Source organism: Pantoea sp. SS70, assembly GCF_029866845.1.
GTDB lineage: Bacteria > Pseudomonadota > Gammaproteobacteria > Enterobacterales > Enterobacteriaceae > Pantoea > Pantoea leporis.
In genome coordinates this window covers 3,932,603-3,945,447 of the sequence record NZ_CP117199.1, presented here as the reverse complement: position 1 = coordinate 3,945,447, position 12,845 = coordinate 3,932,603, and the positions used below count along the sequence as shown (strand labels likewise).

Below are 12,845 nucleotides of genomic sequence, written 5' to 3'. Positions count from 1 at the left end.
CCACCCACTGATATTAAGGAGCGATATCGTGATAAAGCTGATTAATGTTGACGAACTGCGGCAGGGAATGTTTATCCACAAACTGGAGGTTTGGTGGGTCAAAGATAAGCGCATTCGCAACCAAATGCTGATCACTGATAAACGCCAGATCGCGATGATCCGCAATGAGGGGATCCTGCAGTTATGGATCGATCTCGACAAATCGGTACAGGCACCCGTCACGCCTGCGCCGAAAAAAGAGATTCCTCAAACCCCGTTTTTCCAGGAGATGGATCAGGCGCAAAGCATCTTCAATCAGGGGAAACCGCAGGTGCTGGCGATGTTTAACGAGGCGCGCATGGGGCAAGGCCTCGACCTCGATTACACCCTTGATCTGGTTGATCAAATTGCCGGTTCGATCACCCGCGAACCCACGGCGCTGCTGAGCGTGGCGCGGCTGAAAAATCACGACGATTACACCTATCTGCACTCAATGGCGGTGTGCGGTTTGATGATCTCACTCGGCAAAAAAATGGGCCTCGATGAGCATCAGCTGCGGCGCGTTGCTATGGGCGGTTTGCTGCATGATGTGGGTAAAGCCGCAGTGCCGCTGGAGATTCTCAACAAACCCGGCAAGCTCAGCGATGAAGAGTTCACCGTGATGCGTCAGCATCCGATCGTGGGCGCGCAGATGTTAATGGACGCCAATGCCGGTGAAGATCTGCTGGATATCGCGCTGCATCACCATGAAAAGTATGACGGCAACGGTTATCCGCACGGACTGAAAGGCGACGAAATCTCACTGTATGCGCGCATGGCATCGGTGTGCGACGTCTATGATGCCGTCACCTCGAATCGTCCTTATCGCCAAGGCTGGACGCCTGCCGAAGCGATGCACAACATGTTGAGCTGGCGTGGCCACTTCGATAACACGCTGTTGCACGCCTTCGTACGCACCATCGGCATTTATCCGGTGGGATCGCTGGTGCGACTGGCTTCCGGGCGCGTGGCGCTGGTGGTACAGGCGGGCGAAAAATCGCTGCTCAAGCCCAAAGTACATGTGTTCTGGTCGCTGCACGCGCAGCGCGAAGTGAAACCGGAAGCGCTCGATCTCGGCGACAGCTTCTGCACCGACAGCATCACCGGCGCAGAAGACAGCGGCTTATGGCACAACATCGATCTGAACCGCATCTGGGCGTTAGAAAGCGCTTAATTCTTCACCATTTTTATACTTTATTTACGCCCGCTTCCCGCCTTTTTACCTCTTCTTTATGCCGCGCCGCGCATGCTTGCAGCATTACCAAAATCCTCTGGAGGTTGCTGTGAGCGTGGGCGTGATAGCCGGCATCGTGCTGGTGTTTGTTCTTCTGGGCTACCTGATTTATGCCCTGCTTAATGCGGAGGCATTCTGATGGCGGCGAATGCATTCATGCTAATTGCGGTGTTTCTGCTGGTACTGATGGTGCTGGCACAACCGCTGGGACGTTATCTCGCCCTGTTTGTCGCTGACAAGCCGCTGCTGCCGCGCACCGAAGGCGCGCTGTGGCGACTGGCCGGTGCCGACGGCGATGCCATGCGCTGGCCGCACTATCTGCTGGCGATTCTGCTGTTTAACGCGCTGGGTTTTGCCTTGCTGCTGCTGATGTTGATGACGCAGGCTGCGCTGCCGCTGAACCCGCAGCATCTGCCTAATCTCAGCTGGGATCTGGCGCTCAATACCGCCATCAGCTTCGTTACCAACACCAACTGGCAATCCTACGCTGGGGAAAGCACGCTGAGCTATTTCAGTCAGATGGCGGGCCTCACGGTGCAGAACTTTCTGTCGGCGGCGACCGGTATCGCCGTGGCGTTTGCGCTGATTCGTGGTTTTGCCAACCGTTCGCTGGATACGCTCGGCAACGCATGGCGTGACCTGACGCGCATTACCCTTTACGTGCTGCTGCCGATCAGCTTGGTTATCGCGTTGTTCTTCGTCAGCCAGGGCAGTATTCAAACCTTCGAGCCTTACCATGCGCTCACCACGCTGGAAGGCGCGCAGCAGACGCTGCCGCTCGGGCCGGTGGCGTCGCAGGAAGCGATCAAAATGCTCGGCACCAACGGCGGCGGTTTCTTCAACGTTAACTCGGCGCATCCGTTCGAAAACCCGACGGCGCTGACCAACTTCGTGCAGATGCTGAGCATCTTCCTGATCCCGGCGGCGCTCTGTTTCACCTTTGGTCAGCATCTGGGCGATCGTCGTCAGGGCCACATGCTGCTGTGGGCGATGACCATCATGTTTGTGCTGGCGGTGATCGCCGTGATGTGGGCCGAACTGCGTGGTAATCCGCACTTCCTCGCGCTCGGCTCAGACAGCGCCATCAACATGGAAGGCAAGGAGACGCGCTTCGGCATTCTCAACTCCAGCTTGTTTGCGGTGATCACCACGGCGGCGTCGTGCGGTGCGGTTAACGCCATGCATGACTCCTTCACCGCGCTCGGCGGCATGGTGCCGATGTGGTTGATGCAGCTGGGTGAAGTGGTGTTCGGCGGCGTCGGTGCTGGCCTGTACGGCATGCTGCTGTTCGTGCTGCTTGGCGTGTTTATCGCCGGGTTGATGATCGGTCGCACGCCAGAGTACATGGGCAAAAAAATCGACGTGTGGGAGATGAAGATGACCGCGCTGGCGATTCTGGTGACGCCAACGCTGGTGCTGCTCGGCACCGCGCTGGCGATGATGACCGACGCCGGTCGCGCCGGTATGGCCAATCCTGGTATTCATGGCTTCAGCGAAGTGCTGTACGCGGTTTCCTCTGCATCCAATAACAACGGCAGCGCCTTCGCCGGACTGAGCGCTAACACGCCGTTCTGGAACCTGCTGCTGGGCTTCTGCATGTTGGTGGGCCGCTTCGGCATCATCATTCCGGTGCTGGCGATTGCCGGTTCGCTGGCGGCGAAGAAAATTCAGCCAGTCGGCAACGGCACGCTGCCAACGCACGGCCCGCTGTTTATCGCGCTGCTGATTGGCACCGTCTTGCTGGTGGGCGCATTGACGTTCATCCCCGCGCTGGCATTGGGCCCGGTCGCGGAACATCTGCAATCAATTCAGGGATAACGGAATCATGAGTCGTCAACAACTGGCGCTGTTTGATGCGGCGCTAACCCGCGTTGCCATGCTGGATGCGCTGAAAAAACTCGATCCACGCGTGCAGTTCCGCAACCCGGTGATGTTTTTGGTGTGGATCGGCAGCGTGCTGACCTCGGTATTGGCGGTGGGCATGGCCAGCGGCGCGCTCAGCGGTAACGCGGGCTTTACCGCCGGCGTCGCCATCTGGCTGTGGTTCACCGTGCTTTTCGCCAACTTCGCCGAAGCGCTGGCGGAAGGGCGCAGCAAGGCGCAGGCCAACAGCCTGAAAGGCATCAGTAAAACCAGCGATGCGAAAAAACTGGCCGAAGCGCGCTACGGCGCAGCCTGGCACAACGTGGCGGCCGATACGCTGCGCAAAGGCGATGTGGTGCTGGTGGAAGCCGGTGACATCATTCCGTGCGACGGCGAGGTGCTGGAGGGCGGCGCATCGGTGGATGAGAGCGCCATCACCGGTGAATCCGCGCCGGTGATCCGTGAATCGGGCGGGGATTTCTCCTCGGTGACCGGCGGTACGCGCATTCTTTCCGACTGGCTGGTGATTCAGTGCAGCGTCAATCCGGGCGAAACCTTCCTTGACCGCATGATTGCGATGGTGGAAGGCGCGAAACGCCGTAAAACGCCGAACGAAGTGGCGCTGACCATTCTGCTGGTGTCGCTGACAATTGTGTTCCTGCTGGCGACCGCCACGCTGTGGCCGTTCTCAGCGTATGGCGGCACGCCGGTCAGCATCACGGTGCTGGTGGCGCTGCTGGTGTGTTTGATCCCGACCACCATCGGCGGCCTGCTGTCGGCCATCGGTGTGGCGGGCATGAGCCGCATGCTGGGCGCGAACGTTATCGCCACCAGCGGCCGTGCGGTGGAAGCGGCGGGCGACGTAGATGTGCTGATGCTGGATAAAACCGGCACCATCACGCTTGGCAACCGTCAGGCGACGCAGTTTCTGCCCGCGCCGGGTGTCAGCGAACAGCAGCTGGCCGATGCGGCGCAGCTGGCATCGCTGGCCGATGAAACGCCGGAAGGGCGCAGCATCGTGGTGTTGGCGAAGCAGAAATTTAACCTGCGTGAGCGTGACTTGAGCAGCATGGGGGCGAGCTTCATTCCCTTCTCGGCGCAAACGCGCATGAGCGGCGTAAACGTGCAGGATCGTCTGATCCGCAAAGGCGCGGTCGATGCGGTTCGTCGCCACATTGAAGCCAATCATGGCCGCTTCCCGTTAGAAGTGAATGCCGCCGTCGAAGAAGTGGCGCGCGCTGGCGGCACGCCGCTGGTGGTGGCCGAAGGCGCGCAGGTGCTGGGCGTGGTGGCGCTGAAAGATATCGTCAAAGGCGGTATCAAAGAGCGCTTTGCCGAGCTGCGCAAGATGGGCATCAAAACGGTGATGATCACTGGCGATAACCCATTAACCGCGGCGGCGATTGCGGCGGAAGCGGGTGTCGATGACTTCCTGTCTGAAGCGACGCCGGAAGCCAAGCTGGCACTGATTCGTCAGTATCAGGCCGAAGGGCGCTTAGTGGCGATGACCGGCGACGGCACCAATGACGCACCGGCGCTGGCGCAGGCCGACGTGGCGGTGGCGATGAACTCGGGAACCCAGGCGGCGAAAGAGGCCGGCAACATGGTCGATCTCGACTCGAATCCGACCAAACTGCTGGAAGTGGTGCACATCGGTAAACAGATGCTGATGACGCGCGGCTCGCTCACCACCTTCAGTATCGCCAACGACGTGGCGAAGTATTTCGCCATTATTCCGGCCGCGTTTGCCGCCACCTATCCGCAGCTCAACATGCTCAACGTGATGGGGCTGCATTCGCCGAACTCGGCGATTCTGTCGGCGGTAATTTTTAACGCGCTGGTGATTGTGTTCCTGATCCCGCTGGCGCTGAAAGGCGTGAGTTATCGTCCGCTGAGCGCGGCGGCGCTGCTGCGTCGCAACCTGTGGATTTACGGTGCGGGTGGATTAGTGGTGCCGTTTATAGGTATTAAAGCCATCGACCTGCTGCTAACGCTGCTTGGTCTGGCTTAAGGAGAAGAGAAATGAGTCAGTTACGTCCGGCTATTGTATTGTTACTGGTGCTTACGCTGCTCACCGGCGCGGTCTATCCGCTGCTGACCACCGGTCTGGCGCAATGGTGGTTCCCATCGCAGGCCAACGGTTCGCTGATTGAGCAGGATGGCGCGGTACGCGGTTCCGAGCAGATTGGGCAAATGTTTAATCAGCCGGGCCACTTTTGGGGCCGACCTTCCGCTACCGGCGATGCGCCTTATAATGCGTTGGCCTCCAGCGGCAGCAATCTGGCAGGCAGCAATCCGGCGCTGGATAAAGCGGTAGCGGAACGCGTCGCCGCGCTGCGTGCGGCGAATCCGCAAGCGCCCAAAGCGGTACCGGTGGAGTTGGTCACCGCATCGGCGAGCGGATTAGATCCGGATATTTCGCCAGAAGCTGCGTTGTGGCAGGCACCGCGCATCGCCGCCGCGCGCAAGATGGCGCTGAAAGATGTCGAGGCGCTGATTGTGCGCCACACCGAGCGCCCGCTGCTGCCGTTTGTTGGCGAAGAGACGGTAAACGTGCTGCGCCTGAATCTGGCGCTGGATGATTTACAAGGATAAACACCTCGCGCAATGCATTGCGCCGCTACGGTATATGCACGCAATCGTAGCGGCGCGATTCATCACGCTGTTTTTACGATGGACGATCGATGAACGACGATATTGCCCGCCCCGATCCCGATGCGCTGCTGCTGAACCACAGCGACAGCCATCGCGGTAAGCTGAAAATCTACTTTGGCGCCTGTGCGGGCGTGGGCAAAACGTTCGCCATGCTGCAGGAGGCGCAGCGCCTGCGGGCGCAAGGTCTCGACGTGTTAGCCGGCGTGGTAGAGACCCACGATCGTGCAGAGACCGCCGCGCTGCTCAACGGGCTGGCGCTGTTGCCACGGCGTACCACCGGCCGTTCGCGCCATGCCGAATTCGATCTCGATGCCGCGCTGGCGCGCCATCCGGCGGTGATCCTGATGGATGAACTGGCGCACACCAACGTGCAGGGTTCGCGTCATCCCAAGCGCTGGCAGGACATTGAAGAGCTGCTCGAAGCGGGCATTGACGTCATCACCACCGTTAACGTCCAGCATCTGGAAAGCCTGAATGATGTGGTCGGCGGCGTCACCGGCATTCAGGTGCGTGAAACCGTGCCCGATCCCTTCTTTGATAGCGCCGACGAAGTGGTGCTGGTGGATCTGCCGCCGGACGATCTGCGTCAGCGGCTGAAAGAGGGCAAAGTCTACGTCGGCGACCGCGCCGAACGCGCCATCGAAAACTTCTTCCGTAAAGGTAATCTGTTCGCGCTGCGCGAGCTGGCGCTGCGTCGTACCGCCGATCGCGTGGATGACCAGATGCGTGCCTGGCGCGATCGGCAAGGCCGCGACAAAGTGTGGCACACGCGTGACGCCATTCTGCTATGTATCGGCGATGATACCGGCAGCGAAAAACTGGTGCGCACCGCCGCGCGTTTAGCGGCACGGCTCGGCAGCGAATGGCACGCGGTGTATGTGGAAACGCCGCGCCTCAATCGGCTGCCGGAAGCGCGCCGTCGCGCCATTTTACGCACGCTGCAGCTGGCGCAGGAACTTGGCGCTGAAACCGCCACGCTCTCCGATCCCGATGAAGCGCGCGCGGTGCTGCGTTACGCGCGCGAGCACAACCTCGGCAAAATCGTGACCGGCCGTCAGCCACAACGGCGCTGGCGGCGCGACAGCTTTGCCCAGCGCCTCGGCGAACTCGGCCCGGATCTCGATTTGCTGGTGGTGGCGCTGGATGAACCGGTGCGCGATGCGCCGCATCCGCTCAGCGGCCAGCGCGCCAGCAACGAAAAATGGCGGCTCTATCTGCGCGGCTGTGTGATGGCGCTGCTGCTGTGTATTTTGGTCACCGGCGTCGGCCGCTGGCTGCTGGTGGCGTTTGATCCCGCCAACAGCGTGATGATTTATCTGCTGGCGGTGGTGCTGGTGGCGCTGCGCTATGGCCGCTGGCCGTCGGTGTTCGCTACGGTGATCAACATCATCGCTTTCGACCTGTTCTTTGTCGCGCCCACCGGCACCGTTGCGGTGTCGGATTTGCAGTATCTGGTGACCTTCGCGGTGATGCTGGCGGTGGGCGTGATTGTTGGGAATCTGACGGCGGGCGTGCGCTATCAGGCCAAAGTGGCGCGCTACCGTGAACAGCGCGCGCGGCATCTGTATGAGATGGCGAAAGCGCTCGGCAGCGATTTGACGCCGCAGGATATCGCCACCACCAGCCAGCGCATCATCGATGTCACCCTGCAGGCGCGCAGTTTGCTGCTGCTGCCGGATGAGCAGGGCGAGCTGCAAACCGTGGGCGATACGGCGATCGGTACGCCGCCGGATCTGGCCATCGCCAAATGGAGTTACAGCAAAGGCCAACCGGCGGGCGCGGGCACCGATACCTTGCCCGCGGTGCCGTACCAGATTCTGCCGCTGAAAAGTGGTAATCACTGTCGCGGCTTGCTGGTGGTGGAACCGGAAAACCTGCGTCAGCTGATGATCCCCGAACAGCAGCGTTTACTGGAAACCTTCACCGTGTTGATTGCTAACGCGCTGGAACGCATGGCGCTGTCGCACAGTGAGGCGGCGTCGCGGCTGGCCGCCGAGCGCGAGCAGCTGCGCAATGCGCTGCTGTCAGCGCTGTCGCACGATCTGCGCACGCCGCTGACGGTGCTGTTTGGTCAGGCGGAGATGCTGATGCTCGATCTCGCCAGCGAAGAGTCGAAGTATGTCGGCCAAGCCAATCAGATTCGTGAACAGACGCTGAGTACTATCCGGCTGGTGAGTAACATGCTGGATATGGCGCGCATTCAATCCGGTGGACTCAATCTGCGCGAAGAGTGGGTGGCGCTGGATGAGGTGATTGGCGGCGCGCTGAGCAGCATGGGCCCGTCGCTGAAGGGCCATGAATTTATCCTCGATTTACCCGAGATGGTGCTGATCAAAGGCGACAGCGCCATGCTGGAGCGGGTGTTTACCAATCTGATCGAAAACAGCCTGAAATACGCGGGCAACGCGGCGCAGCACGGTATTCGGGCGTGGCGCGATCGCGATCGGCTGGAGATTGCGGTGTGGGACAGCGGTCCCGGCATCGCGGCGGAGAACCTCACGCGTATTTTTGACAAATTTGCGCGCGGTGATAAAGAGTCGGCGGTGCCGGGCGTCGGCTTGGGTTTGGCGATCGGTAAAACCATTATCGAATCCCATCGCGGGCGCATCTGGGCGGAGAATCGGCCGGAAGGCGGCGCGGTGTTCCGTTTGTCATTGCCGCTGCCCGCCGCGCCTGAAATTTCTGAAGAAGGGCTGAAATAACTTCACATAAGTTCGGTTATACTCGCCCACTTGTCTGTTGATTAATGGGAACTTATGGAACGTTTTATCGAAAACCTGATGTATTCATCGCGCTGGCTGCTGGCTCCGGTTTACATGGGACTTTCGTTGGGCCTGCTGGCGCTGACCATCAAATTCTTCCAGGAAATTTTTCACCTGTTGCCGCACGTCTTCAGCATTGCGGAGAACGATTTGATTCTGCTGCTGCTGTCGCTGGTGGATATGACGCTGGTCGGCGGTTTGCTGGTGATGGTGATGCTCTCGGGTTACGAGAACTTTGTCTCCAAGCTGGATATTGATGAGCACAGAGAGAAGCTGAGCTGGCTCGGTAAAATGGACTCCGGCTCGTTGAAAAACAAAGTCGCGGCCTCGATTGTGGCGATTTCGTCGATTCACCTGCTGCGTATCTTTATGGACGCGCGCAACATCGAAAACGATAAGCTGATGTGGTACGTGATTATCCACCTGACGTTTGTGCTGTCGGCCTTTGTGATGGGCTGGCTGGACAATATGTCGAAGGGGGATAAGAAAGCAGTGAAGATGTAGTTTGTGCGCGCTGTCCCTCACCCCAGCCCTCTCCCGCAAGCGGGCGAGGGGGCTGAGGGTGCTACCATCGGCACAAGCGGGCGAGGGGCCGACCGCGCTACCATCGGTTCCCTCTCCCGTTGGGAGAGGGTTAGGGTGAGGGACAACCGCTACCGCGTCGCTGGCTGCGTCCCGGCTAACTTCGGCATCACGTCCCGAATCATGGCGAAAAACTTCTGTAACCGCGCCGGATAGTAGCTGGCCCACGGATAAGTTAGCCACACCGGCAGCGGCGGCGCTTGCCACTCCGGCAACAGCTGAATCAAATCCCCTTTCGCTAAATCCTCCTGCACCACCCACGATGACACCACCGCCGCGCCCATCCCGGCAACGGCGGCTTTGCGCACCGCGTATAAACTGTCGCTGGCGAGGCGCGGGGCAATCGCCAGGTTCACAGGCTGACCATCGTTAATACGCTGCAGGGCGATTTCGTTGCGATAAAAACTGGTCAGCGCCAGCCACGGCAGGTTGGTGAGCTGCGAGACGTCCTCAACTGGCGGGTGCGCGGCCAGCAGCGACGGTGCCGCCACCACAAAGCGCGGCACTTCCGCCAGCAGCACCGCCACGATGGACGCATCGCTGGGCGCACCGACCTGAATGGCGCAGTCGATGTTTTCGCTGATGAAGTCTGGCGTGCGGTCATTCAGCGTCCACTCCACGTTTAAGCGCGGATAGCGATGCAGATAATCAATCAGCGGTTCAATCAGCTGATCCTGACCAAACGCATGCGGTGCCCGCACGCGCAGGGTGCCAATCGGGTCGTCGCTGGCACCGGTGAGGTCATCCTCCAGCGCGTGCCAGGTCGCGACCAGCTGACGCGCCTGCGCATAACAGCGCTCGCCATCGTCGGTGAGTTTCAGCGCATGCGTGGTGCGCATAATCAGTTTGAGACCAAGCCGCTGCTCAAGCGCCTGCAGCCGTCGGCTGATAGTGGGCTGCGTGGTGCCGAGCTGGGCGGCGGCGGCGGAGAGCGAGCCGCTCTCGACGATGCGGATAAAGGTCTGCATCAGTTCGATACGATCAAGGCTGGATGGGTTATTCATACGCACCGCGCATAACAGTTCTGTGTTTGAGCAGTCTACCGCGTATGGCGGCAACGCGCTTTAATAAGCGCACTTTCACGGGGGAATCCACTATGTCAGCTATATCAACGTCAGCCATGCCAGCTGAAAAACTGCCCGCGCCGCTGGTCTTCACGCTCGCGGCCGGTGCCGGACTCAGCGTCGCATCGATTTACTACAGCCAGCCGATGCTGGATATCATCAGCAAACAATTCAACGTTGGGATTGGCAGCGTCGGCATGGTGCCAATGCTTACGCAAGCCGGTTACGCGCTGGGGATTCTGCTGCTGGCTCCGCTTGGCGACCGCCACGATCGTCGCACCATTATTCTGATTAAAGGTTTGCTGCTGGTTGCCGCGCTGCTGCTGTGTGGCTTCTCGGGCGGATTGAACGCCTTGCTGATTGCCAGCTTCGTCACCGGTTTAACCGCCACCGTGGCGCAGGACATCGTGCCCGCTTCAGCGGCGTTAGCGCCGGAGCGCAGCCGCGGCAAAATCGTCGGCACGGTAATGACGGGATTGCTGGTGGGGATTTTGCTATCACGCGTGGTAAGCGGCGTGGTGGCGGAGTATTTCGGCTGGCGCACCATGTACATGATTGCGGCGGCGGCGGTGTTGCTGATTAGCGTGGCGCTGTGGCGCGTGCTGCCGCGCTTTACGCCGGGCACTTCGGTGAGCTATCCGCGTTTGCTGCTGTCGCTGGCGCATCTGTGGCAGCACCATCAAACGCTGCGCCGCGCCGCGCTGGCACAAGGTTTGTTGTCGGTGGGCTTTAGCGCCTTCTGGTCAACGCTGGCGTTAATGCTAAGTCAAAACTTCCATCTGGATAGCGCGGTCGCTGGCGCATTCGGCCTCGCCGGAGCCGCGGGCGCTTTAGCCGCGCCGTTAGCGGGCAGTGTGGCGGATCGCATCGGTCCGGCGCGTGTTACGCAGTACGGTGCCACGCTGGTAATGGTGTCGTTCGCGCTGATGTTCCTGCTGCCGCTGCTGCCGATGCCGGCTCAGCTTGGTCTGATTATCATCAGCACCATCGGTTTTGATTTGGGGGTGCAGGCCACGCTGGTGGCGCATCAGACGCTGGTTTACAGCCTGGCGCCAGAAGCACGCAGCCGCCTTAACGCCTTGATGTTTACCGTTGTTTTCATCGGCATGGCGACCGGCGCGGCGCTGGGTAGCCTGGCGCTGGCACATTGGGGCTGGACCGGCGTGGTTGCACTCGCAACATTGGCCGCTGCGCTTGCCCTGATGATTCGCCTCGCAAGCCGTCATCTGAAAAACTGATCGCCTAACATGTGCCAGGCTTAAAGGAGAATGTTATTTAAAAACGGAGCGTTATGAATTTCCTGGCCTGGACCGCCGCCACCGGCGGTCTTTTACTTCTTATGTCACTGGCTTCCGGTTGGATACACCGCGGGCCAGTGACCTCATTTGGTCTCTACCTGTTCGCGGGCATTCTGTGTGGCCCGTGGATGCTCAATCTGCTGCAAGTCGACATCATCGGTCACGCCAATCTCGCCGCGCATCTTACTGAAATCGCGATGGCAGCCTCGCTGTTTATCACCGGGCTGAAACTGCGCTTGCCGCTCAACGCGCATGCGTGGCGGCTTGGCGTCAGGCTGGCGTTTCCGGCGATGCTGCTCACCGTCGGCGGCATGACGGTGCTGGTGCACTGGATCACCGGCTTTGACTGGGCGATGTCGCTGGCGTTTGGTGCCATTGTCGCGCCAACCGATCCGGTGCTCGCCAGCCTGATTTCAGTGAACGATGCGCGTGACGACGATGCCCTGCGCGTGGCGCTCTCCAGCGAAGCGGGCATGAACGACGGCTCGGCGCTGCCGCTGCTGATGCTGGCGATTTTGCTGTTGCAGCCGGGCGAACTCAGCACCGCTGCGCTCGGTGAATGGTTCGCCAAAGATGCGCTGTGGGCGATTGGCGGCGGGCTGGGAATCGGCTTTGCGCTGGGCTGGCTGATCGGTCAGCTGGCGACGCATTTACGTACCGCCAATCAGGATCTGGCACCCAACGATCTGTTCGCGCTGGCGCTGATTGCGCTCAGCTATGCCGCCGCGCAGTCGGTGGATGCGTCGGGCTTCCTCGCCACCTTTGCGGCTGGCGTCGGTTTACGTCGTGCGGAATTGCGCGTGGTGAAGCACTATCCGCAAGATGAGATGTCTGAAGAGGAGCGTTTCTTACCGGCTGAAGCGCGCGTGAATACCGGTCAGCGGATGGCGCAGGGCAGCAGCGGCATGGTGAAATCGGTGGGTTTGGTGATAGGCGATGCGCTCTCCTTCGGTGATACTATCGAGCGTTTGCTGGCGGCGGGCATGATGGTGGTGCTCGGTATTACGCTGGCGCAGCACTGGAATCTCACCGGCATTGGCCTGGCGCTGCTGCTGTTTGTGGTGGTGCGCCCGCTGGCGGTGTGGATCACCACATGGCGCTGCGATATTCCGCTGATGCGACGCTTGCTAATTGGCTGGTTGGGTATTCGCGGCATCGGCAGTATCAATTATATTGCCTATGCATGGGTGCACGGCATGCGTGGACCGCAGGCGGAGCAGATGGTGGACATGGCGCTGACGTTAGTGGTGTGCAGCATTGTGTTGCACGGCATCACGGTCACGCCATTGTTAAACTGGCGTGCTGCCCGTCAGGCCGCCCGCGCCGAACAGAACGAAAAATGATTTATTGGAAATTATTGGAGCCTATT

10 protein-coding genes are annotated in these 12,845 nt (G+C 60.2%); 9 read left to right on the top strand and 1 reads right to left on the bottom strand.

From position 1 onward, the window contains the following. The first annotated feature begins 28 nt into the window (after nt 1-28). The 7 genes from PO881_RS18245 to PO881_RS18215 all read left to right on the top strand — a co-directional run bounded on the left by PO881_RS18245 (nt 29) and on the right by PO881_RS18215 (nt 9,036). Nucleotides 29-1,192 carry an HD-GYP domain-containing protein gene (locus tag PO881_RS18245; protein WP_280172181.1) on the top strand — a complete coding sequence of 388 codons (1,164 nt, stop codon included), beginning with the start codon at nt 29-31 and terminating at the stop codon, nt 1,190-1,192. Between the two features lie 109 nt (nt 1,193-1,301). After that, on the top strand, nt 1,302-1,391 hold the full coding sequence (gene kdpF / locus PO881_RS18240) for a K(+)-transporting ATPase subunit F (protein WP_081113208.1): 90 nt from the start codon (nt 1,302-1,304) through the stop codon (nt 1,389-1,391). Further along, nucleotides 1,391-3,070 (top strand): potassium-transporting ATPase subunit KdpA, encoded by a 1,680-nt coding sequence (gene kdpA, locus PO881_RS18235; protein WP_280172180.1) that lies wholly within the window; start codon nt 1,391-1,393, stop codon nt 3,068-3,070. Before kdpF ends, kdpA begins: the two co-directional genes overlap by 1 nt. A 7-nt stretch (nt 3,071-3,077) precedes the next feature. Next, entirely contained in the window at nt 3,078-5,126 is a 2,049-nt protein-coding gene (gene kdpB / locus PO881_RS18230; protein ID WP_137386708.1) for a potassium-transporting ATPase subunit KdpB, read from the top strand. A gap of 11 nt (nt 5,127-5,137) precedes the next feature. After that, a complete protein-coding gene (gene kdpC, locus PO881_RS18225; protein ID WP_137386707.1) occupies nt 5,138-5,710 on the top strand; it encodes a potassium-transporting ATPase subunit KdpC in 573 nt (190 codons plus the stop codon). An 89-nt stretch (nt 5,711-5,799) separates the two neighbouring features. Then, the gene (gene kdpD, locus PO881_RS18220; RefSeq protein ID WP_280172179.1) at nt 5,800-8,472 is read left to right on the top strand and encodes a two-component system sensor histidine kinase KdpD; all 2,673 of its coding nucleotides are present in this window, start codon (nt 5,800-5,802) and stop codon (nt 8,470-8,472) included. Nucleotides 8,473-8,526: 54 nt separating this feature from the next. After that, a complete protein-coding gene (locus PO881_RS18215) occupies nt 8,527-9,036 on the top strand; it encodes a TIGR00645 family protein (protein ID WP_101762740.1) in 510 nt (169 codons plus the stop codon). 149 nt (nt 9,037-9,185) lie between these two features. Here PO881_RS18215 and PO881_RS18210 read toward each other — a convergent pair whose 3' ends face one another. Beyond that, nucleotides 9,186-10,118 carry a LysR family transcriptional regulator gene (locus PO881_RS18210; RefSeq protein ID WP_192414746.1) on the bottom strand — a complete coding sequence of 311 codons (933 nt, stop codon included), beginning with the start codon at nt 10,116-10,118 and terminating at the stop codon, nt 9,186-9,188. 92 nt (nt 10,119-10,210) lie between these two features. On the opposite strand from PO881_RS18210, the gene PO881_RS18205 reads away from it, so the two are divergent. Both PO881_RS18205 and PO881_RS18200 read left to right on the top strand, forming a co-directional pair. After that, nucleotides 10,211-11,416 (top strand): MFS transporter, encoded by a 1,206-nt coding sequence (locus PO881_RS18205; protein ID WP_101762738.1) that lies wholly within the window; start codon nt 10,211-10,213, stop codon nt 11,414-11,416. A 53-nt stretch (nt 11,417-11,469) separates the two neighbouring features. Beyond that, nucleotides 11,470-12,819: a sodium:proton antiporter gene (locus tag PO881_RS18200; RefSeq protein WP_192236938.1), complete on the top strand. Its 1,350-nt coding sequence runs from the start codon at nt 11,470-11,472 to the stop codon at nt 12,817-12,819. Nucleotides 12,820-12,845: the final 26 nt, after the last annotated feature.

Bases quoted from the DNA above. Each gene is read 5' to 3' on its own strand.
- PO881_RS18200 (WP_192236938.1), top strand. From the start codon at position 11,470: ATGAATTTCCTGGCCTGGACCGCCGCCACCGGCGGTCTTTTACTTCTT.
- PO881_RS18210 (WP_192414746.1), bottom strand. From the start codon at position 10,118: ATGAATAACCCATCCAGCCTTGATCGTATCGAACTGATGCAGACCTTT.
- kdpD (WP_280172179.1), top strand. From the start codon at position 5,800: ATGAACGACGATATTGCCCGCCCCGATCCCGATGCGCTGCTGCTGAAC.
- kdpB (WP_137386708.1), top strand. From the start codon at position 3,078: ATGAGTCGTCAACAACTGGCGCTGTTTGATGCGGCGCTAACCCGCGTT.
- PO881_RS18215 (WP_101762740.1), top strand. From the start codon at position 8,527: ATGGAACGTTTTATCGAAAACCTGATGTATTCATCGCGCTGGCTGCTG.
- PO881_RS18205 (WP_101762738.1), top strand. From the start codon at position 10,211: ATGTCAGCTATATCAACGTCAGCCATGCCAGCTGAAAAACTGCCCGCG.
- kdpA (WP_280172180.1), top strand. From the start codon at position 1,391: ATGGCGGCGAATGCATTCATGCTAATTGCGGTGTTTCTGCTGGTACTG.
- kdpC (WP_137386707.1), top strand. From the start codon at position 5,138: ATGAGTCAGTTACGTCCGGCTATTGTATTGTTACTGGTGCTTACGCTG.